Annotated in this window: 15 protein-coding genes; 5 read left to right on the top strand and 10 right to left on the bottom strand. The window is 66.4% G+C overall.

The window, feature by feature from the left end; all coding sequences use genetic code 11:
• Positions 1 to 816 precede the first annotated feature (816 nt).
• From AB0I81_RS20200 to AB0I81_RS20190, 3 genes are all read left to right on the top strand, one after another.
• Positions 817 to 4866 (top strand): hypothetical protein, encoded by a 4050-nt coding sequence (locus tag AB0I81_RS20200; protein ID WP_360658668.1) that lies wholly within the window; start codon positions 817 to 819, stop codon positions 4864 to 4866.
• On the top strand, positions 4863 to 8231 hold the full coding sequence (locus AB0I81_RS20195) for a helicase-related protein (RefSeq protein ID WP_360658666.1): 3369 nt from the start codon (positions 4863 to 4865) through the stop codon (positions 8229 to 8231). Before AB0I81_RS20200 ends, AB0I81_RS20195 begins: the two co-directional genes overlap by 4 nt.
• A gap of 112 nt (positions 8232 to 8343) precedes the next feature.
• The gene (locus tag AB0I81_RS20190; RefSeq protein WP_360658664.1) at positions 8344 to 10014 is read left to right on the top strand and encodes a DUF262 domain-containing protein; all 1671 of its coding nucleotides are present in this window, start codon (positions 8344 to 8346) and stop codon (positions 10012 to 10014) included.
• Between the two features lie 982 nt (positions 10015 to 10996).
• Here AB0I81_RS20190 and AB0I81_RS20185 read toward each other — a convergent pair.
• The 10 genes from AB0I81_RS20185 to AB0I81_RS20140 form a co-directional block, all read right to left on the bottom strand.
• The gene (locus AB0I81_RS20185; protein ID WP_360658663.1) at positions 10997 to 12541 is read right to left on the bottom strand and encodes an integrase core domain-containing protein; all 1545 of its coding nucleotides are present in this window, start codon (positions 12539 to 12541) and stop codon (positions 10997 to 10999) included.
• Between the two features lie 14 nt (positions 12542 to 12555).
• Entirely contained in the window at positions 12556 to 13080 is a 525-nt protein-coding gene (locus tag AB0I81_RS20180) for a cyclophilin-like fold protein (RefSeq protein WP_360658661.1), read from the bottom strand.
• A 34-nt stretch (positions 13081 to 13114) separates the two neighbouring features.
• Entirely contained in the window at positions 13115 to 13882 is a 768-nt protein-coding gene (locus AB0I81_RS20175; protein ID WP_360658659.1) for a glucose 1-dehydrogenase, read from the bottom strand.
• Between the two features lie 50 nt (positions 13883 to 13932).
• On the bottom strand, positions 13933 to 14703 hold the full coding sequence (locus AB0I81_RS20170; protein WP_360658657.1) for an SDR family oxidoreductase: 771 nt from the start codon (positions 14701 to 14703) through the stop codon (positions 13933 to 13935).
• A 90-nt stretch (positions 14704 to 14793) separates the two neighbouring features.
• Positions 14794 to 17001: a xanthine dehydrogenase family protein molybdopterin-binding subunit gene (locus AB0I81_RS20165; RefSeq protein ID WP_360658655.1), complete on the bottom strand. Its 2208-nt coding sequence runs from the start codon at positions 16999 to 17001 to the stop codon at positions 14794 to 14796.
• On the bottom strand, positions 16998 to 17975 hold the full coding sequence (locus tag AB0I81_RS20160) for a xanthine dehydrogenase family protein subunit M (protein ID WP_360658653.1): 978 nt from the start codon (positions 17973 to 17975) through the stop codon (positions 16998 to 17000). Before AB0I81_RS20160 ends, AB0I81_RS20165 begins: the two co-directional genes overlap by 4 nt.
• Position 17976: 1 nt before the next feature.
• Positions 17977 to 18624, bottom strand: coding sequence for a (2Fe-2S)-binding protein (locus AB0I81_RS20155; RefSeq protein ID WP_360658651.1), 648 nt, complete (start codon positions 18622 to 18624; stop codon positions 17977 to 17979).
• A 48-nt stretch (positions 18625 to 18672) separates the two neighbouring features.
• The gene (locus AB0I81_RS20150; RefSeq protein ID WP_360658649.1) at positions 18673 to 19695 is read right to left on the bottom strand and encodes a zinc-dependent alcohol dehydrogenase family protein; all 1023 of its coding nucleotides are present in this window, start codon (positions 19693 to 19695) and stop codon (positions 18673 to 18675) included.
• A 26-nt stretch (positions 19696 to 19721) separates the two neighbouring features.
• A complete protein-coding gene (locus AB0I81_RS20145; RefSeq protein ID WP_360658647.1) occupies positions 19722 to 20123 on the bottom strand; it encodes a cupin domain-containing protein in 402 nt (133 codons plus the stop codon).
• 4 nt (positions 20124 to 20127) lie between these two features.
• Complete coding sequence (locus tag AB0I81_RS20140; protein ID WP_360658645.1) at positions 20128 to 20457, bottom strand: carboxymuconolactone decarboxylase family protein; 330 nt, start codon at positions 20455 to 20457, stop codon at positions 20128 to 20130.
• A 257-nt stretch (positions 20458 to 20714) separates the two neighbouring features.
• Between AB0I81_RS20140 and AB0I81_RS20135 the strand changes: the two genes are divergently transcribed.
• Both AB0I81_RS20135 and AB0I81_RS20130 read left to right on the top strand, forming a co-directional pair.
• The gene (locus AB0I81_RS20135) at positions 20715 to 21644 is read left to right on the top strand and encodes a helix-turn-helix transcriptional regulator (protein ID WP_360658643.1); all 930 of its coding nucleotides are present in this window, start codon (positions 20715 to 20717) and stop codon (positions 21642 to 21644) included.
• A gap of 49 nt (positions 21645 to 21693) precedes the next feature.
• Complete coding sequence (locus tag AB0I81_RS20130; RefSeq protein WP_360659782.1) at positions 21694 to 21957, top strand: SpoIIE family protein phosphatase; 264 nt, start codon at positions 21694 to 21696, stop codon at positions 21955 to 21957.
• Positions 21958 to 22159 lie beyond the last annotated feature (202 nt).

Raw genomic sequence — 22159 nt, 5'->3', positions numbered from 1 at the left:
CGTCAAGACCGCATCGCCAGCAGGATTCGCGAGCGGCATGCCGCCATGCACGCCCTGCTCCAGCAAGGTCATGAGCTGCGCCAGATCGCTAGCTGCTGTCCCTGGGCCACAACACCGTCAGGCGCTTCTCCCGTGCCGCCACCCCGGGACCTGCTCGTGCACGACGGCATTGGCCGGCGGCTCAAGAATCCGGAAGTGCACGGTTCCTACCTGCGCAGGCGGTGGGAGGTGTAGTGCACCAACGCCGAGATCCTTCACTGGACCTCCAGGCTCTGGGCTATCGCGGTAGCGGTACCACCGTCCGCCAGTACGTCCGCCCCTGGCGCGACGGGTTCAGCCGCACCGCGTGATGCTCGAACCGCTCCCAGCCGGATCAGTCGTTGTCGTAGATCAGCCGCTCACCATGCACGACCCACCGCGAACCGCTCTTCACTGGTAGCCCCATAGCAGGGCTACCGCCCGACATCGCCGAGATACACGCGAACTGAACCGCCATAGCAACAATTCAAACGGCTCACGCTTCCGAACGTCACCTCCCATAAGGCCATTGAAGGGACACATCCGATCTCGAGATTTAACGCGCACCTACACTTCGGCAACATCCAACGCAATAAAGTACATCCACGTGACCGTATTGTTGCCGTGTAGATCCCCAAGACGCACGCTTGCCCGCTTTATTCCAATCATAGAGCCAATGAGCGGAACAGCTGCATGCATGCTGCATGTAACACTTGCTTGAAAAGGAGCGACTATCCGTGCAGGTGCGCCTAGCAGAAAACAAGCCGACGGCAAATCCTGGGGCGAAGGGTCACGGACGTGGTCGCAGATGTGGCGGAGCGGTTTTTGGAGGACGTTGATGTCCGGGACCTGCCGTGGATCGCTCCATCCGATGCGCCAGCCGCTCTGATCACTGATCGAGTCCTGCTCGGCAACGGGGCCGCCCCCGTGGAGGTGGCGATCACATATAGCGAGTCGGGCGCTCCGAAGGTCGATGACCTACGCCGCCTGTGGAAGCTTCGACACAACAACCGGCCCTCCCCTGTCCTGCTCGTAGCCTTATACGGCGTTGGCGGAGCCACGAAGGCGGCGACGTGCGGGATCCTCGAAGACACGATCATCGATCTGGACGTGGACCAACTCGGCCGAATCTGCATCGCCGCCCTGACTGAACCGAACCAGCACGAGGCCCAGCGCACGCTCGTGCGACTTCTCACCGCACTGCGCGACGAGGCCACCCCTGGTTTACTCAACAGGGGTTTGTTCGCGACTCACGAGCTTCTCACCGGCGTCCCGCGTCGGCCCGATTGGGCAGCGGCAGCAGCAGCGGCCAGGCCGCTGCTGAGGCTACGCGGTCTCAAGTTGATTCAAGCACTGGGATACGGAACGGCACCGCGCGGCTCAGCGGCGATGCTCCTCACGCACCAGGGCACCTCCAGGTCCATCGCAGTGCTGCTAGAGGAGGGAGATACCTTCGACCGGCCGTCGCCAAGGTTCGGCGCGATCTCCCCGGTCTCGCATGCCATCTCGGTAGCTGCCCGGGAGAACCTACCGTGGGTTGTCGTATTGCGCGGCAGCCAGATCCGATTACACCCGGTCAATCCCACGATCGGAGTCGGGCGCAAGAGCCAGGGCGAGACGTTCACCGAGCTGGATCTTGCACTGCTCTCAGAGAACGACGCCGCCTACCTCCATCTGCTTTTCTCGCCCACCGCGCTCGCCCCCGAGGGCACTGTCAGCGCGATCCTGATCGCCTCGTCGAACTTCGCCGCCGAGCTCGGCGGCCGACTACGCGAGCGTGTCTATCGCGACGTGGTCCCCGGCCTGGCGGTGGCGGTGGCCGGGCAGATGAGGGCCACCACTGAGGCCGACCTGCAGGAAGCCTACCACCGGACCCTCATGATCTTGTTCCGGCTGTTGTTCGTGGCCTACGCAGAAGACCGCTCGCTGCTGCCGTACGGGCGCAACCCGCGCTATGACCGGCATGCGATCAAGACGCTGGCCAAGGAGTTCGCCGCCGAACCCGACCAGGCATTCGACAAGAACGCCACGTCCATGTGGGACGACATGCAGGCGGTGTGGAAGGCCGTCGACGGTGGTAACGCCGGCTGGGGCATCCCGCCCTACAACGGCGGCCTGTTCTCCCACAACCCGCGGACCAGCCCGTCGGGAGCAGCCCTTGCGGGCATGCGCCTGACCGACGCTGAGCTCGGGCCCGTGCTACGCGCATTGCTCGTCGACACCGGCCTCGACGGTACCCAGGGCCCAGTGGACTTCCGCTCACTAACCGTCCGCGAGTTCGGCACCCTGTATGAGGGCCTGCTGGAATCGGCGCTGTCGATCGCACCTGCTCCGCTTACCGTGGACAAGGAAGGGGCGTTTGTCCCTGCCAGAGACAGCGACCCCGTCGAGATTCCCGCCGGGGCAGTCTACTTCCACAACCGGTCTGGCAAACGCAAATCGACCGGGTCGTACTTCACCAAGACCTTCGCTGTGGAGCACCTGCTGGACACCGCGCTGGAGCCGGCGCTCACCGAGCATCTGCACCAGATCGGAGCCCTGCTGGACGCCGGGGACGAAGCCGCGGCGGCTGAGGCATTCTTCGACTTCCGGGTCGCCGACCTGGCGATGGGCTCGGCGCATTTCCTGGTCGCGGCGATCGACCGCATCGAAGCAAGGTTCACCGCGTTCCTCGACGAGCACCCCATCGCCGCCGTCAGCGACGAACTAGCCCGGCTGTCGCAGGCCGCCCACGAAAACCTCGGCGCGCATGCCGGCGAGGTGGAGATTGAGACCTCGGCTTTGCTGCGCCGTCAGATCGCGCGTCGCTGCATATACGGCCTGGACCTCAACCTCATAGCGGTCGAACTCGCCCGGCTGGCCATCTGGATCCACACCTTCGTGCCGGGCCTACCGATGTCCTCCCTCGATCACGCCCTGATCGTCGGCAATAGCCTCACCGGGATCGGCACGATCGATGAAGTGGTGGGCGTGCTTGACCCGGAGACAGCCGGCAGCGGCGCCCCAAGTCTGTTCGAGGAGTCCATCCGCGCCACGCTACAAACGGCGCGGGAAAAGCTTGTCCGGATAGCCCGCACTTCGGAAGCCACCAAGCAGGAAGTGCAGGAAGCAGCCCGCGCCTATACCGAGGCGCTGGAGAACGCGGCGGACGCGCGCGCCCTATTCGACGCTGCGGTCGCGATCCGTCTGGGCGTCGTACCGCCGATGTTCACCACCGAGCAAGCCATTGAGGCAGGTCATACCGATCAGGTGCGTGACCGGCTGGCCGAGATGGGGGTCGCGCACTTCCCGCTGCGTTTCCCCGAGGTGTTCATGCGCGACCGTCCCGGGTTCGACGTGCTACTCGGCAACCCTCCATGGGAGAAGGTGAAGGTCGAAGAGCACCAGTGGTGGGGGCTGCGGTTCCCCGGCTTGCGGTCGAAGTCGATGCCGCAGAAGGACAAGGACGCCGCGATCGCCAAGTACAAGGCTGAGCGGCCCGACCTTCTGAGGGAATACGACGCTGAGGTCGAGGCCATGCAAGCGCTCAAGAACGTGCTGGCAAAAGGGCCATTCCCGGGCCTGCGGTCGGCCACCGATACCGAACTGTCTTTAGCGTTCACCTGGCGTTTCTGGCATCTGCTGCGCGAGGGAGGCCGTGTCGGCGTCGTACTGCCCCGCACCATCCTCAACGGCAGCGGAGGAGCCAAGCTCCGCCACACCATCTTGGCGGAAGGCGCATTCGACAATGTCACGATGCTGGTCAACACCCGCAAATGGGTCTTCGAAGAAGTCGACTCACGCTACACGATCGGGCTGACGACTCTAATCAAGGGAAGCGACCAGGCAGGCAAGCTGGAGTTACGGGGCCCGTTCTGCTTCCCGGCGGAGTTCGAAGAAGGCGCTCACCTACTCGGTCAGGTCGTCGATGTCGACCAATTCGCTTCCTGGTCCGAAGACGCAGCGTTCCCCCTTCTGCCCGCCAAGGACAGTTTCAGCGTCTTCCTCACGCTGCGTTCCCACCCACGGCTCGACACTGCCGGCGACTGGCACTTCGTGCCCCTGCGTGAGCTGCACTCAACCGGCGACAAGAAGCTGTTCGACTTCGATCTGGACAGGCCCAAGGGTGACATGCCGGTGCTCACCGTCAGGTCATTCAACCTGTGGGCTCCCGATTTCGGCGACCCCTACGCCTACGCCAGGTCATCTGAGGTAATGCCGTACCTGCAGGCGAAACGGAAGCGTCAGATCCGGATGTCCTCAGGCCCGATGTATCGCATGCCGGAGGAGTGGGCGCGAGATGTGGAGACACTGCCCTGCAAACATCCCCGCATCAGTTTCCGCGACACGTCCCGGGGAACGGACTCCAGGACAGTCATTGCCGCCCTAGTGCCGGGCGGCACGACGATGGTCCACTCGGCGCCCTACCTGCTGCAGCGAAAAGGCACCGCCGCCGACGAGGCATACCTGCTGGGGGTGCTGTCCAGTATCGTGCTCGACTGGTACGCCCGCCGCTACGTCGAACTGCATGTTACCGGCGGAATCATGGCCACGCTACCGGTTCCACGCCCTCTGGCCGAAAGTCCGCTGCGGCAACGGGTGATTGAAATCGCCGGAAGCCTCGCGGCCGTCGACAACCGCTACGTGACGTGGGCAGCCGCGATCGGCGTGCCCGTCGCCTCGGTGCGCACGGAAGAGGAGAAGGCGGACCTGGTCACCGAGCTGGACGCGATCGTCGCCCTGCTGTACGGCCTAGACCGGGGTGCGGTCATCCACATTTTCGAGACCTTCCACCGAGGGTGGGACTACACCGAGCGGCTGGCTGCAGTCCTACGCCACCACCAGGCGTGGAAGGGCAAGGTGGAATGACCTCCAACCGGGACTTCCGGCCCACGTTCGCCACCAATCAGCCTGAGCACGGGCGCACGGTTGCCGATGAGATCAACATGCTGCTGGAAGGCATGCGGACGAAGCTATCGGAGGCACCGTCGCTGGCGATCGCCTCGGCGTACTTCAACCCCGGGGGCTTCATCCTGCTCGCTGATGAGCTGGAGCAGTCGGGGCCGGTGCGGCTGCTGCTGGGCGCTGACCCCGACCTAGACCGGCCACGGATCCGCCCTCTGAACACCGGTCTCGGGCGGCGCGGGGAGCGTGAGCAGGTTCGACGGACGCTGGAGGGACACCTACGCCGATTGGAGGAAGACCGCGATCTGCTGGGATTCACCTTCGAGGCCGACCACGCCGCCCGCCGCCTGGTGTCCTGGCTGCGCTCGGGCCGCGTCGAGGTGCGGCGATATGAGGCCGGGTTCCTCCACGGGAAGGCGTTCGTCGTGGACGGCGGCGTCCCCGGCGTGATCGCCGGGTCCAGCAACTTCACTTACGCAGGGCTGGCGCAGAATAAGGAGCTCAACCTCGGCCAGTACCAGCCGGAGACCGTACGGGCAGTACGGGACTGGTTCGAGGAGATGTGGCAAGCGGCCAAGCCGTTCGACCTGGCCGGACTGTACGAGTCACGATGGCAGCCGCACTCGCCGTGGGAGATCTTCCTGCGAATGCTGTACGAGCTTTACGGCGCCGAAGTCGAACAAGAGCAGGCGGCCCGCGGCCGTTCCCGACTGAACCTGACCGCGTTCCAGTCCGATGGCGTATGGCGAGCACAGCGGATCATCGACCGACTCAACGGCGTGATCGTTGCCGACGAGGTCGGCCTTGGCAAGACATTCATTGCGGGGGAGATCCTTCACGAGGCAGTCATCACCAACCGACAGAAGGCGCTCATTGTCGCGCCTGCGACGTTGCGCGATTCCACCTGGACGCCATTCCTACGCGAGATGAACTTGCAAGCCGACCGAGTCTCCTACGAGGAACTCACTAGCGGGTTGCCCAACGCCGGGCAACTGGGTGCGGCGTTGCAAAACCCCGATGAGTATGCCCTGGTCGTGGTGGACGAGGCGCACGCGCTGCGCAACGCTTCCACCAAACGAGCCGAGGCGTTGCGCACACTGCTGACCGGCAACACCCCCAAACGGCTGGTGCTGCTGACCGCGACCCCGGTCAACAACGGCCTGTACGACCTGTACAACCTGATCTCCTACTTCGTCACTAACGACGCGGCCTTTGCCAGCTCCGGGGTGCCCTCCCTGAAGAAGTACTTCGACCGGGCGATGGCGATGAACCCCGACGACCTATCGCCGGAGCACCTGTTTGACGTACTCGACAAGGTCGCGGTACGGCGTACCCGCCGGTTCGTCCGCAATCACTACGTCGGTGACCGCGTCACGATTAATGGAGCGGAGCGAGAGATCGCCTTCCCAACGCCGCGCGTGCGCCGGGTGGACTACAACCTGGACAAGGCCCTACCGGGATTGCTCGACCGGTTGGCCACCGCGCTCGGCGCCCACGTCGACCACCTCGACGGCTCGGCGGATGCGGTCTTTCTCGACGCCCCCGGCGAAGTGCTCACTCTGGCCCGCTATGTACCGTCCCGGTTCCGGCGCGGTGGCCGCGAGGAGCAGTACGAGCAGCAGAACGCCGGCCTGCTGCGCTCGGCGCTGCTCAAGAGGTTTGAGTCGTCCGCCTATGCGTTCCAGCGCACTCTTGAGAAGATGATCGCCGGTCATGAAGCCTTTCTGTCCGCCCTGGACCAGGGAGTGGTGCTGACCGGGGACGCGCTGCACGAATGGTCGTCTTCAGACAGCGACGACATCGACAACTTCCTCGCCTCTTACGTCGCTCCCGCGGGCGGCGGAAATGCAGAGTCGGTGAAGAACGCCGCCGACTTCGATGTAACCGCGTTGCGCGACGCAATCGAGGCAGACCTGGCGCTGCTGCAGTCCTTCCATAAAGAGGTCGAGGACCACCAGGCCGGGCCGGACCCCAAGGTCGACGCTCTCGTCGAGGAACTCTCCCAGATCGCAACCGATGCGGCCGCCGAGGGCATCACCGACCAGCAGACGCGCGATATGCGCAAGGTACTCGTCTTCTCCTACTACGCCGACACCGTCGAGCACGTGCATGCTCGGTTGCTGACTGCGATCGAATCCGACCACCGGTTGGCCGCCTACCGTGGCCGAGTGGCCACCGCCGCCGGTCCTGACCGCAACGACCGCTCACAGATCATCGCCGGATTCGCTCCTCGCACGGCGGGCGGCGAAAGTGAAGAGGATCTGTACGACCTGATCATCGCGACCGACGTACTGGCCGAAGGCGTCAACCTGCAGCAGGCCCGCCACATCGTCAACTACGACCTGCCCTGGAATCCAATGCGCCTGGTCCAACGGCATGGCCGCATCGACCGTATCGGCTCTGACCACCGCGAAGTCTTCCTGCGTTGCTTCTTCCCAGACCAGCAACTCGAACGGTTCCTGCGCCTGGAAGATCGCCTGCAGCGCAAGCTCAAGCAAGCTTCCGCCGCTACCGGTGTGGGGGAAGTACTGCCAGGGTTCGCAGGCCGGGACGTCAACCTCACCGAAGCCCGCGAGGAGATCGAACGACTCCGCCGCGAGGAAGCAACCCTCTTCGAAACCGGTGGTGCCTCCGCCCTGTCGGGCGAGGAATACCGGCGCCGTCTACAGGCCCAGCTCAACAACCCCCAGGTGCGACATGCCATAACGCGCCTGCCCTGGGGAAGCGGCGCGGGCTTCACACGGGTCGGAAGGGCTCAGGCCGGGCTGATCTTTTGCGCCCGCATCGGCGATCACTTCCGACCTTGGTTCCGCTACGTCCCCCTGACAGAGGACTTGAACATCACTCAGGATGAGCAGGGCCGCACTGTCGTCGTCGACGACACGCTCGCCTGCCTGACCGCCGCCGACCCAGGCGATCCCGCCACACCTGCAGAGCTGAGCGATGCCCTGTACCAGGCGGCCTTTACGGCGTGGGCACACGCCAAGCAGCACATCCTTGAAGCCTGGACCTACAACACCGATCCAGCCCATCTGCAGCCGTCCATCCCCAAGGTGATGCGCGATGCCGCCGACCTCGTGCGTCAGCACGGCCTAGACCTCGGAGAACGCCAAGACGAACTAATTGACCGTCTCCTGGCGCCCTACAGCCCCCGAATTCTGCGCGCCGTACGAGAAGGCTTGGCGCATCCTGGCACACCCAGGCAACGGGTGGATCATGTGGCAGACCTCGCCGACCGGCTGGGCCTAGTCCGCCAGCCTGCCCCCGCTCCCCTGCCGCCGATCACGGAAGACGACGTGCGCTTAGTCTGTTGGATCGCCATCGCCTAAGGCCGCAGACGCGCCGCCAGGGGGAAACGGGACATATACCCTTTTCAGCTCGGGTTGTCTCCCCGTTAGGGATAAGCTTGCTCTGAAACGAGATACCTAAGGACGGGATTAGATGGGCCTGAGTAACGAAAAGATCATCGACCAGGTCAAGGACCTTCTATCAGGTCGGATTGTAATCCCCTCGATCCAGCGAGACTACGTGTGGTCCCGAAGCGACGTGCGCGACCTTCTCGACTCCCTCTATCGCGGATATCCCGTCGGCGCACTGCTACTTTGGAAGACCTCCCAGGAACCTCCGTTCCGAAAGGCAGGTATAGTCCAAACGGACAACTCGAAGCACACCCCACTGTATTTGCTGGACGGCCAACAGCGACTGACCTCGCTGGCATGGGTCTACCGGCCTTCTTCCAAAGCCGACGGCAAAGTCATCGACGTGCGCTTCGATTTAGAGAACGAGGAGTTCGTCAATCCCAATGCAGTTCAAAAGAAAAGCCCACTCCTCATCCCCGTAACCAAAGTTCTCCAAGATGATGCCGAGCTGTTCTTGATTCTGAATGAAGCCGGCATCACCCCAACCCACCCATTCTTCCAGGAGTACTACAACAGACTGATCCGCCTCAAGGGCATCCGAGAGTACATCATCCACGTGATCACACATGAGTCAGATGACTACGAGGAAGTCGCTGACATCTTCGCCAGAGTCAACAAGGGCGGTCGTCGGCTCTCCAAGGGAGATCTGGTCTACAGTGCAATAGCCGCACGGTGGTCAGAAGGGCTGGATACCCTGGAATCGTTTCACCAGAAGCTCCAAGGCATCCAGTTTCCTCTCGATCGGGAAGCAGTACTCAGGCTAATGAGCCTTTTGGCGGGCACGGGAGCCAGGCATATTCAATTGCTTCGCAGGGAAATGGACGGGGACTCACTCAAGGCAGCCTGGGCCAACACCGAGACGGCACTGATGTGGGCTGTTGACTTCATGCGTGGTGAGTGTGGAATCCCTCGCTCAAGGATTCTGACGTCGCCGAACGTGGTCGTAGCCCCCGCTTATCTGCTATTTCGCAGACAGAACGAGCTCGCTCCAGGCGAACCAGAGATGCTGCGCAGATGGGTTTACACATCGATGGCCTTCAGTCACTACTCCCTGCAGGTTGAGACCAAGCTGGACGCGGAGGCCCGGCTTATCGACAGTCGAGGCGGCGCTGAGCTGTTCGACGAGCTGATCCGAAGAGCATCCGGTCCCCGCTCGGTCGACACTCCGGTGCACCCTAAGGACCTGGAGCAGAAGTACGCAAGCAATGCATTCTTCAATTTGCTCTACATCGCCGCTCTTCGAGCGGGAGTTAAGGACTGGAAGACAAATATCAAGATCATCGACCAGCCCCTGACCTCATCTTCGACCATCGAATACCACCACGTTTTTCCCCAAGCAAAGGTCCAGGGAACTTACCTGAAAGAACTCTGGAACAGCATTGCGAACCTAGCTTTCATCTCCGCCGAGACCAATAAGATCATCAGCGCTAAGTCTCCGGAGATCTACATGCTCGCCGTTCCTCACGAGCGGCTCGAAGAGCAGTGGATTCCCATGGATCCCGGACTACGCAAGATCGAGAACTTCCCTCGATTCCTCGAAGCACGCCGCCACCTCCTCGTCAGAGTTCTCAATGAGATGCTCGGACTGCCGCCATATCGGCAAGGAATGGAGTGGCAAAACGACAGCGAACTCCTCGAAGAGGCGAGCGACAGTTATCCAATTCAGGATCCGATTGATCCCACACTGTTCTAACACTCATACCATAGATTGGCGCCACCGGCGGCGCGAGGGCAGCCACAGCTACGATCGCGACAGAGACCGCACCCGGCGAGGTCGTGGAGACCGATGTGCCAAGCATGTCGCAGAAGGACAGGGTACAACCGAATTACGCGCTAGGCGGCGCTCCGCGCGGCCTAGCGGCCCTCCCAAGCCTCGCCGGGTGCGCGGCCGGGAGGCCAGCACCGGCAACTCGGGCTGCGTCAATGACGCCGTTCTTGCTGGGTTCGAATATCTGACCCCTGCGCTGACTGCAGCCCTTGTCAAGTGGGACGATCTTGGACCTCTGTCAATCTGGGCGGCCGCTCAAATCTGCCGAGCAGACGCTTGGCCGGAATGCCGAAGACCAGGCCGTTCAGCAAAACCGCAGCTCGGACACAACCACTGAAGCATAGGGCCTCACAACAGGTTGCTGAGCGGTGAGCAACGGGCACAAACTGCTTGCGGATGATTGCTCGGCGGTTGCTCATGCGCGTTCAATCTGCCGTGAAGAGCGAACCCATCCCGCAAGTTCGGTTCTACGCAGCAGCGCTGGATTAGGACAAATTACATATAATGCCAATGGTCAAGAACGCATGGTTGCTCGGTGGTTGCTCGCGTGTACGCCCTACAACCCGGCACGGCATAGCACCGGCCGACACATCGCTGTGGACGATCCCGGCCACAGCGATACAAAACACCACGCCATGACACTGGGTGACACTAACCGAGGATTCTCATAATCCGTGGGTCGTGGGTTCAAGTCCCACCCGCCCTACTCACCAATACCGCGTCCGACCTGGGGTTTCTCGGTTTTCGCCGGCCTCGGATCTCGTTGTTGATCATGGCTGGTTGCTCGGTGGTTGCTCTTGTGTACGGACCGTGTACGGCGGTAGATCATTTAGTGCGCCATCGTCAGTTCAGACCCTGGTGACGACCACCAGAAGATCAAGCCAGAATGCCTGCGCGGCACCGCTGGTCAGCGGTGGCCTGTTGTGTGGTCAAGCCTTCTCCAAGCCGCCTCGTCTCGCCGGCCGGGCGTTCCTGACCAGGAGATAAAAGATCCGCTGCTTCTTGCGGACACTCTCCCTGCCCGTTCCAGCCCAGCATCGAAAGGCTGCGGTACCTGTGCTCCACCCCCTGAGGGCAAGAAGGCAGGCCCGCCGGAGGATCGGCGGGCCTGCCTGAATTCGAGGTGTGGGGTGCGGAAACTCGAATTGCGCGCTGACCTGGGGCTTCGTACGTACCGTGTGGGGACACTGGCTCTTCTACGCTGTGCGGTGATACTCGTTGATGATGCCGCCGAGGATCTTATGGCGTTTGATCCGGTGCTTGGCCAGATCCGCGGGTTCCGACGGCGGATCGGGAGGGAATGGTCCAGGGACCGGTGGGGCCGTTTGCGGTTGTAATGATCGACGTAGGCGAGAAGAGCTGCTCTGCAGTGTCGCTCCCCCAGAGTCAGCAGCCGGTCGAGGCATTCCCGGCGAACGCTGCCCACCCACCGCTCGCAGATCGCGTTCGCCCGCGGCGCGCGAACCGGCGTCTTGACGATCCGGCATCCTTCACCGATGAACACCTCGTCGAACGCTGCCGTGAGCTTGGCGTCGCGATCATGAACGATGAATTTCACTCCGGCCAAGCGATCGCCGAGGTCCATGATGAGGTTTCTGACCTGCTGGGCCACCCATGGTCCGGTCGGATGGACGGTCACACCGGCCAGATGGACGCGCCGGTTGAAGTGCTCGATGAAGAACAACGCGTACAGCCGGACACCGAACAAGGTCTCCACATGGAAGAAGTCGGTGGCGACAACGCCCTGGGCCTGGGCGGTGAGGAACTGCCTCCAGGTCGGCCCCGAACGGCGCGGCGCGGGACCAAGCCCGGCACGAGCAAGAATCATCCGGACCGTGGTCGGCGAGACGCGGTGACCCAGTTGCTTGAGCTCGCCATGGATGCGCTGGTAACCCCAGTTCGGGTTCTCCCGCGCTAGCCGGATCACCAGCTCACGCACCGTATCGGGCATCGGCGGGCGGCCTGGGGTCCGGCGGGGATAGCGCCATCGTCGCCGCATCAGATCACGGTGCCAAGCCAGCAACGTCGCCGGAGTGACGAAGAACGCACTCCAGCGCACGCGAGGAACCAGACGCGACAGCGCGGCCAGCCACACCCGATCCGCAGGCTGCAGTAGCGGACGGACGATCTGCCGCCGAAGCACGGCGACCTCATGCCTCAGCACCAGGATCTCGATTTCCTTGGCACCGCCGCTACGCGCGAGCAGCACCAACCCCCCAACCAGATGCCGGACGATCATGCAAAGCACTGACCACATCATGCCTAGAGAACATGCCAGACGATCAGCCTTGATCACCGTATAACCGCAGGTAACAGCACCAGGTCGAGTTTCCGCATCCCACACCCCGGCGTCAGTGAGCAGGTGATCGTCCAGGCTGCGACGCACCTGGTCGCGGTAGGCCTCCAGGTGTCTGGAGACGGTGGCGTCCACCTCTCCGAAGATCGCGATCAAGGAGTCGGCTAACCTCAGTCGATGACCTCGACGGTGACGTTCGAGCCTTCGAGCCGCTCGAGCTGTTCGAGCGACGCGTCGTAGGTGCCGATGTGAATGGTCTGGTCAGAGTAACCGACCCCGGCGGTGTTGTAGTAGAAGCCGAGGTTGCCCCACGGGGTGTAGTAGATCAGGTCGCCGTCTTCGGGGTCGGACCCGGCGGAGCCGTCGTGGTGCAGCCGCCGGGGCAGGTAGCTGATCTTCTCTTTGCCGGCGAACTCCTCGATGGTGAGGGTGAGGGGCAGCAGGGACAGGAAATCGCGGACGGCCGAGTTGTCCTGGCCGATCGTCACCTCGACCGAGGTCGCCGGTGTGGAGAACCGCACGACCGTCCCCACGGCCTCGTCCCCCTGGCTGATGTCGGAGCGGGAAGGCGGGGCCGTTGGCGCCGTGGGCTGGTCAGATGCGGAGGGGACGGTGTCCGGCGCAGGCGTGCCGCACGCCGTCAGGGCGAGCAACGCCGACAGGCCGGCAGCGGTCATGATGTCCGTCAATCGCATGGCTTGGAAATCCTCGGCGGTGGGGTGTGAGACATCAGCGGGCGACGTAGCCGCCGTCGACGGGCAGGGCGACGCCGATGACGAAGCTCGCTGCGGGACTGCACAGCCACAGGACGGCCTGGGCGATCTCGTCGGCGGTGCCGAGCCTGTTGATGGGCTGGTCGGCCTCGGCCTGGGTGCGGTCGAGCTCTCCCTTGGCGATCATGTCGGAGACCATCGGGGTGTCGATGGTGCCGGGACAGATGGCGTTGATGCGGATGCCGCGCGGGGCGTATTCGAGGGCGGCGCTCTTGGTGAGGCCGATGACGCCGTGTTTGGCGGCGTGGTAGGAGGCGCGACTGGGGATGCCGACGAGGCCGCCGAGGGAGGAGCAGTTGACGATGGCGCCGCTGCCCTGGGTGCGCATCTGGCCCAGTTCGTGCTTCATACACGCCCACACGCCGCGCAGGTTGACGGCATTGACGCGGTCGAAGACCTCGATGGCCTCGTCGGCGGCGTCGCAGGGCGGGATCTGGATGCCGGCGTTGTTGAAGGCCATGTCCAGGCGGCCGAAGGTGGTGACGGTGCGGTCGATGGCGGCGGCGACCTGGTCCTCGTCGCTGACATCACACGCGAGGGCGAGGGCACGGTGGCCGGCGCCGGTGAGGTCCTTGGCGGCGGCATCCAGGGACTGCGCGTTGATGTCGGTGAGGGCGACGGCGGCCCCGGCCTCGGCGAAGGCGCGGGCGGTGGCCAGTCCCATCCCCGAACTGGCTCCCGTGACGAGGGCAACCTGGCCGGTGAAGTCGTAGATGGGGTTCATCAGTGCTCTCCTTTCATAAGCCGGATGCCTAGGCAACGGTTCGGTGCGGGTCAGACGGTCTGGCCACCGTCCACGACCAGGGCGTGGCCGACGGTGAACGCCGCCTCCTGCGAGCACAGCCACAACACCGCGGAGGCGATCTCCTCTGGTTTGCCCATGCGCCCGATCGGTTCCTGGTCGATCACGCCCTGCCGGCCTTCGGAGGTGCCGCCGGTGAAGCGGTGCATCATCTCGGTGTCGATGATGCCGGGGCAGATGGCGTTGATGCGGATGCCTGCGGCGGCGTAGTCCAAGGCAGTGGACCTGGTCAGGCCGATGACGGCGTGCTTGGCGGCGGCGTAGGCGGCCTGCCCTTGGAAGCCTTTGACTCCGGCGCCGGAGGAGGTGTTCACGATGGCGCCGCCCCCGTTGCGCAGCATCAGCGGGATCTGATGCCGCATGCAGGTGTAGGCGCCCTTCAGGCTGATCCCGATGACGCGGTCCCACTCCTCGTCGGTGATCTCCACGAGCGGCTTGACCGGCTGCTCGACGCCGGCGTTGTTGAAGGCGAGGTCGAGGCGGCCGAACTCGCCGACCAGGGCGTCCAGAGCAGCCCGCACGTCCTTGTCGCGGGTGACGTCGCAGGTGACGGCGAGCGCCTGGCCGCCTTGCTCGCGAATCAGGCGGGCGGTCTGCTCGTTCGGATCGGTAGCGACATCGGCGACCACCACGCTCGCGCCTTCGCGGGCGAACGCCAGCGCGGTGGCGCGGCCGATGCCGCCGGCCGCGCCGGTCACCAGAGCGGCCTGGCCGTCGAAGCGGCACTGAACAGGCTGACTCATCCGTTCTCCTGGGTCTTTCCTGGCCTGGCCCTTGCTTGGCAGGCGTTGCTTGCTGATGAGGAGCCGTTGAGGGGATCGATCAGGTCGGCGTCACAGGAGGGCTTCGATGGTGATGGGCAGGTCGCGGACGCGGCGGCCGGTGGCGTGGAAGACGGCGTTGGCGATGGCGGGTGCCACGCCGACGATGACGACCTCGGCCAGGCCCTTGACGCCGAGCGGGTCGGCCTCGGGGTCGTTGCCGTCGAGGTAGATGGCGTTGACGTCGGGGACGTCGGCGTTGGTGGGGACGAGGTAGTCGGCGAGGTTGGCGTTGACGATGCGGCCGTCGCGGGGGTCGGTGACGGTGTGTTCCAGCAGGGCCATGCCGATGCCGCCGACCAGGCCGCCGATGGCCTGGCTGTGGGCGAGTCTGGGGTTGATGATGCGGCCGGCGTCGTAGACGCCGAGCACTCGCCGCACACGGACCAGGCCGAGCCGTTCGTCGACGGCGACCTGCGCGAACACCGCCCCATAGGCGTGCGTGGAGTACCGTTCCACTTCATCGCCCGGCTGGTAGCCACCCCGTGCCTCCAGGAGGGAGTCCTTGGTGCGGGCCAGCAGCTGGCGGTAGGTTTCGCCACGGCCGGGGTCGTCGCGCAGGTGCAGATGGCCGCCTGCGACGACGACGTCGTCCGGTGAGGCGCCGTGCAGCGGCGAGGCCGGGTCGGCGACGGCCAGCGCGATGGCCTGCTTGCGAAGCTTGTCGCAGGTGGCGGCGACGGCGGAGCCGACGCTGGCCATGGTCATGGAGCCGCCGTGGGGCGGGGCCGGCGGCATGGTGGAGTCGCCGAGCTGGAAGCGCACCTTGGCGACGGGCAGGCCGAGGGCGTCGGCGGCGACCTGGGTCATGGAGGTGTAGGTGCCGGGTCCCATGTCGGAGGTCGCGGACTGGACGGTGGCGGTGCCGTCGGCGCCGATCCGGGCCAGGGCTTGGGCCGGGGCGCGGGCGGTGTGGTAGGTGGCCACGGCCATGCCGGTGCCGATCAGCCAGTTCCCGTCCCGGGTGGAGCGGGGTCCGGGGTTGCGGTCGTCCCAGCCGATGGTGCGGGCGCCGACGCGGAGGCACTCGCGCAGCCGCCGGGTGGAGAACGGCACTCCGGTGCCCGGGTCCCGTTCGGGTTCGTTGCGCAGGCGCAGCTCGATCGGGTCGAGGCCGGCTTCGTGGGCGAGCTCGTCCATGGCGCATTCGATGGCGTACGCGGCGGTGGCCGCTCCGGGGCCGCGCATCCAGGTGGGGGTGTTGACGTCCAGCGGGATCGATCGGTAGCTCTGGCGGACGTTGGGGGTGGTGTAGACCATCTGCCCCTGGGTCAGCAGTGCTTCGCGGTAGTCCTCGTAGGCGGAGGTCTCGGCCCGGATGTCGTGCACGGTCGCGGTGAGCCGGCCGCGCTCGTCGGCGCCCAAGGTCAGCTTGTACTCGGTGACCGGGCGAAAGCCCGTCCCGGTGTACATCTGCTCGCGGGTCAGGACGACCTTGACCGGGCGGCGCACCTGCCGGGCCGCGAGCGCGGCGACGGTGACGTGCGGCCAGGTGCGCAGGCCGCTGCCGAACGCGCCGCCGACGAACGGCGAGATGACCCGGATCGCGTCCTGTTCGATGCCGAACACGCTGGCCAGGGCGGCCCGGGTGTTGAGCACCATCTGCGTCTTGTCCCACACGGTGAGCCGGTCGCCGTCCCAGTGGGCGATGGTGGCGTGCGGCTCCATCGGGTTGTGGTGCTCCCGCTGGAGCCGGTAGGTGCGGCTGATGCGAGTGTGCGCCACCGCGAGTGCCTGATCGACGTTGCCGCGTTGGTAGTTCTCGCTCTGGTTGGGCGGGCCGGCCGGGGCGTCCAGGCCGGTCGCGGGCCGCTCGGCGGCGTAGGTGACCTTCACCAGGCTGGCGGCGTGCTGGGCGGCCTCCAGGGTTTCGGCGACCGCGACGGCGACCGGCTGGCCGAAGAAGCGCACCCGGTCGTCCTGGAAGACGCGCAGGTGCTCTCCTCGTGGAGGGTCGGTCACGCCGCGGAACGGCCGGTAAGGCAGCGTCGGTGCGTTCAGATGGCTGATCACCGCGAGGACGCCGGGCTGGCCGGTGGCGGCAGCGGTGTCGATGGCGGTGATCCGCCCCTTGCCGACGGTGCTGGTGACGATCACGCCGTGGACGACGTCGCGTACGGCGCCGTGGGCGTCGTGCTCGGCGGCGTAGGCGGCCCGGCCGGTCACCTTGAGCCGGCCGTCCACACGGGACACGGGCGTACCCGCCGCGGGTCTCATCATCGGGTGCCTCCCACGACACGCAGTTGACGTTCGACGGTGCGTTGCAGCAGCTCGGCCTTGAAGGCGTTGTGACGCAGGGGCCGGGCGCCGTCCGCGGCGACCTCGGCGGCCTGGGCCCACAGCCGGTCCGACGGGCGCTGACCGGTGAGCCGCCGCTCCACCGCGCTCAGCCGCCACGGCACCGTGCCCACCCCGCCGGCGGCGACGCGGGCGTCGCGGATGACGCCGCCGGTGATGTGCAGCACGACCGCCGCGGAGGTGAGCGCGAACTCATACGACTGCCGGTCGCGCACCTTCAGGTAGCCCGATCGCAGCGGTGTGGGGTGCGAGGGGATCTCCACGGCGGTGATCAGCTCGCCCGGCCGCAGGTCGTGCTCGCGATCGGGGGTGTCGCCCGGTTGCAGCAGGAACCGGGTCAGGGCGAGGTCGCGTTCGCCGTCCGGGCCCCGCAGGTGCACGACCGCGTCCAGCGCCGCCAAGGCCACGGCCAGGTCGGACGGATGGGTCGCCACGCAGGAGTTCGAGGTGCCGAGGATCGCGTGCGCGCGGTTGTAGCCCTCCAACGCCGAGCAGCCGGAGCCGCGTTGGCGCTTGTTGCAGGCGGCGTTGACGTCGCGGAAGTAGGTGCAGCGGGTGCGCTGCAGGATGTTGCCGCCGATCGTGGCCATGTTGCGCAGCTGCGCCGAGGCGCTCAGCTCCAGCGCCTGGGCGATCACGGGGTAGGCGCCCCGTACCCGGGGGTGGGAGGCGACGTCGGACATGAGCGCCAGCGCGCCGATCCGCAACGCGTCCGAGGTGGCCCGTACCTCTCGCAGCGGCAGGCCGCTGATGTCGACCAGAGTGCCGGGGCGTTCCACCGTCTCGCGCATCAGGTCCACCAGGGTCGTTCCGCCGGCGATGTAGCGTCCGCCGCGCGCCCCGGCCGCCAGCGCGGCGCGGGTGTCGGCGGGCTTGGTGTAGGTGAAGGGATCCATGTCAGCCCTCCTTGCGCGCGGCCTGCGCGACCGCGCTGACGATCTTGACGTAGCAGCCGCAGCGGCAGATGTTGCCGCTCATCCACTCCCTGATCTCCTCACGGGAGCCGGTGTGGCCCTCGCGGATGCAGCCGACGCCGGACATGATCTGCCCCGGGGTGCAGTAGCCGCACTGGAAGGCGTCCTGCTCGATGAACGCCTGCTGCAACGCGTGCAGTTCGCCGCCCTCGGAGGCCAGGCCCTCGATCGTGGTGATCTCGGCGTCCTGGCAGCGCACCGCCAGCGTCAGGCAGGCGTTGACGCGCCGGCCGTTCACCAGCACCGTGCACGCGCCGCACGCGCCGGCGTCGCAGCCCTTCTTCGTGCCGGGCAGGGCGAGGTGCTCGCGTAGCAGGTCCAGCAGCGAGGTGCGGTTGTCGATCGTCACCTGGTGGCGCCGCCCGTTCACCGTCACCGACAGCGTACTGCTGTGACCATCGGGCGCCGCCTTCTGGGCGGCCGAGGCGCCGGCGTTCTGCTCGGCGTGCATGGCCGGAAGGACACCGGCGGCCACGCCACCGGCCGCGGTCGTCGACAGGAAGCCGCGCCGGGACACCCCCGACGGCGCGTGCCCGTCGCGGCGGTCTTCGTCAGCGAGCTGGTCGGACATGGATGCCTCACTTCTCCTTCGGATCAGCGGGAGGGCCTGGCCGAGCGGTCAGGGCTGGAGGAGGACCTTGATGGCGCGGCGTTCGTCCATCGCCCGGTATCCCTCGGCCGCCTGGTCCAGGGGCAGGGTCAGGTCGAAGACCTGGCCCGGGTCGATGGCGCGGCTCCAGATCAGGTCGATGAGCTCGGGCAGGTACTGGCGTACGGGTGCGGGGCCGCCGTGCAGGTGCACCAGCGAGTCGAACAGCAGGTCGCCGGGCAGCGCGACGTCGTGGGAGACGCCGACGAAGCCGACGTGCCCGCCGGGGCGGGTGGCGCGGATGGCCTGCAACATCGACTCCTGGGTGCCGACGGCCTCCAGGACGCTGTGCGCGCCGAGCCCGTTCGTCATCTCCTTGATCTTCTCCACACCTTCGTCGCCGCGCTCGGTGACGATGTCGGTGGCGCCGAACCGGCGGGCCAGCTCTTGGCGGGGCGCGTGCCGGCTCATGGCGATGATGCGTTCGGCGCCGAGCTGCTTGGCGGCCAGCACCCCGCACAGGCCGACGGCGCCGTCACCGACGACGGCCACGGTCCTGCCCGGCCCCGCCTGGGCCGCGACGGCGGCGAACCAGCCGGTGCCCAGCACGTCGGAGGCGGCCAGCAGGCTCGGCACCAGGTCCGCGTCCGGCATGCCGGGGGTCGCCACCAGGGTGCCGTCGGCGAGCGGAATGCGCGCGAGCTGGGACTGAGTGCCGATCGTGCCCATCAGCACCCGCCGCACGCACGCGCACTGGTAGCCCGACCGGCAGATCTCGCAGGTGTTGTCGCAAGCCCAGAACGAGCCCACCACGAACTGGCCCGGCCGGATCGTGGTGACCTCGCCGCCGACCTCCTCCACCACGCCGACGTACTCGTGCCCCAGCGGCATCGGCCCGTCGGGCTTGTCCACCCCACGGTAGGGCCACAGGTCCGACCCGCAGACGCAGGTGGCCGTCAGCCGGATGATCGCGTCCGTGGGCTCGATGATGGCCGGGTCCGGACGGTCCTCGATGCGGACATCGCCCGGGGCGTACAGAACTGCTCCACGCATGGGTGGTAACTCCTTCGCTATGTGCTTCAGCGGCGGGCGCCTGAGCGCGCGGCCGCGTACTCGGCGTCGCTGACCTGTTCCAGCCAGGTCGTCTCGTCGCCCTCCCACAGCGCCAGGTGGACCATGAAGTGGCCGGAGGCGGCGCCGTGCCAGTGCTCCTCGCCCGGCGGGGTGTGCACGATGTCGCCCGGGTGGGCCTCGATGAGCTGCCCGCCGCGGGCTTGGATCAGCGCGGCGCCCGCCACGATGAACAGGGTCTGGCCCAGGCCGTGCGAGTGCCACGCGGTACGCGCTCCCGGCGCGAAGCGCACCATGTTGGCCCGCGCCCGCGACGGCTCCTCACCTCGGTAGATCACATCCCACCAGACGTCGCCGGTGAACATCCCGGCCGGGGCCTTGCTGGTCGGCGGCTGTTCGATGAGCTGCACGGGCTCAGCCCTCCTCTTCGAGGATCTTCTTCAGCGCGGTCATGGCGGTCATCGCGTTCGGCCAGCCGGCGTAGAAGGCCAGGTGAGTGATCACGTGCTTGAGCTCCTCGGCGCTCAGCCCGTTGTCCATCGCCGTCCTGAGGTGGAAAGGCAACTCGTTGCCCCGGTACAGGGCGACCAGCGCCGCCACCGTCACCAGACTCCGGTCCCGCCGCGACAGCCCTTCATCCGGCCACACCTGCCCGAACAGCACCTCATCGGTCAGCCGCACCAGCTGCGGAGCAAAGTCTCCGAACATGTCCTGCGCACCGGACGGCTTGTCGTCGCTCGGCATCAGCACCTCCTCCTCCAGCCGCCAGCTATCCGGGATCGGGCCGAGTGGTCGGCACCTGGAGAAAGGTTGGTCTCCTCCTGGACGTCGCTTTAGTCAGCCCGCCGCCCCCGACCGGGACGTGCGCCGTCATGACGGGACGGCCTCGTGCCGGCGGCAATGTCCAGGAAACCGGCTGTCTCCCGCGCGCGGGAGGTCGCGTTTATCGGGGGGACAACCTCTACCCCCCTTGGCCTCCGGCCGCTCCCTACAGTGAAGAGATGAACCACCGAGACGAGATCCGCGACTTCCTCGTCAGCCGGCGCGCCAAAATCAGTCCCGCCCAGGCCGGACTGGCTCCCGGAGGCCGCCGCCGGGTGCCCGGCCTGCGCCGTGAGGAGGTCGCCGTGCTGGCCGGGGTGAGCACCGACTGGTACACCCGTCTCGAGAAGGGCCACATCACCGGCGTCTCCACCGACGTGCTGAACGCCGTCGCCCGCGCCCTCCAGCTCGACGACGCCGAACGCGCCCACCTGTTCGACCTGGCCCGCGCCGCGGGTACCGGCCCCAGCCCCCGCCGCCCCGTCCGCAAGGTCCGCCCGGGACTGCAGCGCATGCTGGACGCCATGACCGACGCCCCGGCCATCATCCGCAACGGCCGCATGGACCTGCTGGCCGCCAACCGCCTCGGGCACGCCATGTACTGGCCGGTCTACCGGTCACGCATCCCCGCCCCCGCCCCCGCCCGCGGCTCACGATCGGACCCCGCACGCACCCCACCGGCCAACATCGCGCGCTTCCAATTCCTCGACCCCGCCGGGCCCGAGTTCTTCCCCGACTGGGACGGCTCCGCCGACATCACCGTCGCCCTCCTGCGCACCGAAGCCGGCCGCGACCCCTACAACTCCGACCTCACCCAGCTGATCGGCGAGCTGTCCACCCGCAGCGACGACTTCCGCGCCCGCTGGGCCCGGCACAACGTGCGCCTGCACCACGCCGGCACCAAGGCCTACCACCACCCCGCCATCGGCGACCTGTCACTCGACTACGAGTCCATGGACCTGCACGCCGACCCCGGCCTGAACCTGACCGTCTACACCGCCGCCCCCGACACCCCCTCCCACGACGCCCTGCGCCTGCTCGCCAGCTGGGCGGCCACTCTTGATCAGCCCGACCAGCCATCCGGCACAGACGTTCAGCAAACGAAGTGACCCTCTGCCGCCCTCGGTCTGGATCTCACGCAGCGGGCTCACCTGAACGCTGCAGCCGGGCGAGCGGGTGCTGTTCTACACCGGCGGAATCATCGAAGCCCACAGCCCGGACGGGCAGTTGTTCGGGCTGCAACGCTTCACCGACTTCGTCATCAAACACGAAGCCGATGGCCTGACCGCCCCGGAGACACTGCGCCGACTGATCCAGGCCATCCTGGAACACCAGCACGGCTGGCTCCAGGACGACGCCACCGTGACATCGTGGAAATGGCGCACCCGACAGGCCGGCGGGACTGTAAGAACCGTTATCTAGACAGACCGCGTCGGCAACAACTACCTACTCTCGTTGAGACGATGCCCGTGAACAGGCCAGGGCAGGCGGCGGGGCACCACCAGCAGGGCGCGTCCCGCGCGGCAAGCGTGCCGTTCAGGCCGCGGTGAACCCGCCGTCCGCCGCGACCACGGCGCCCGTGATGAAACTGGCGCGTGGCGAGGCGAGGAAGCAGAGCACTTCG

The sequence above is a fragment of the Nonomuraea sp. NPDC050404 genome (genome assembly GCF_040655495.1).
GTDB lineage: Bacteria > Actinomycetota > Actinomycetes > Streptosporangiales > Streptosporangiaceae > Nonomuraea.
The sequence above is the reverse complement of the archived record's forward strand: the minus strand, read 5'-3'. Positions and strand labels throughout refer to the sequence as shown.

What these genes read in the sequence shown, in the direction of transcription:
- AB0I81_RS20195 (WP_360658666.1), top strand. Translation starts at nt 4,863, where the DNA reads ATGACCTCCAACCGGGACTTCCGGCCCACGTTCGCCACCAATCAGCCT.
- AB0I81_RS20190 (WP_360658664.1), top strand. Translation starts at nt 8,344, where the DNA reads ATGGGCCTGAGTAACGAAAAGATCATCGACCAGGTCAAGGACCTTCTA.
- AB0I81_RS20180 (WP_360658661.1), bottom strand. Translation starts at nt 13,080, where the DNA reads ATGCGATTGACGGACATCATGACCGCTGCCGGCCTGTCGGCGTTGCTC.
- AB0I81_RS20175 (WP_360658659.1), bottom strand. Translation starts at nt 13,882, where the DNA reads ATGAACCCCATCTACGACTTCACCGGCCAGGTTGCCCTCGTCACGGGA.
- AB0I81_RS20170 (WP_360658657.1), bottom strand. Translation starts at nt 14,703, where the DNA reads ATGAGTCAGCCTGTTCAGTGCCGCTTCGACGGCCAGGCCGCTCTGGTG.
- AB0I81_RS20165 (WP_360658655.1), bottom strand. Translation starts at nt 17,001, where the DNA reads ATGATGAGACCCGCGGCGGGTACGCCCGTGTCCCGTGTGGACGGCCGG.
- AB0I81_RS20160 (WP_360658653.1), bottom strand. Translation starts at nt 17,975, where the DNA reads ATGGATCCCTTCACCTACACCAAGCCCGCCGACACCCGCGCCGCGCTG.
- AB0I81_RS20155 (WP_360658651.1), bottom strand. Translation starts at nt 18,624, where the DNA reads ATGTCCGACCAGCTCGCTGACGAAGACCGCCGCGACGGGCACGCGCCG.
- AB0I81_RS20150 (WP_360658649.1), bottom strand. Translation starts at nt 19,695, where the DNA reads ATGCGTGGAGCAGTTCTGTACGCCCCGGGCGATGTCCGCATCGAGGAC.
- AB0I81_RS20140 (WP_360658645.1), bottom strand. Translation starts at nt 20,457, where the DNA reads ATGCCGAGCGACGACAAGCCGTCCGGTGCGCAGGACATGTTCGGAGAC.
- AB0I81_RS20135 (WP_360658643.1), top strand. Translation starts at nt 20,715, where the DNA reads ATGAACCACCGAGACGAGATCCGCGACTTCCTCGTCAGCCGGCGCGCC.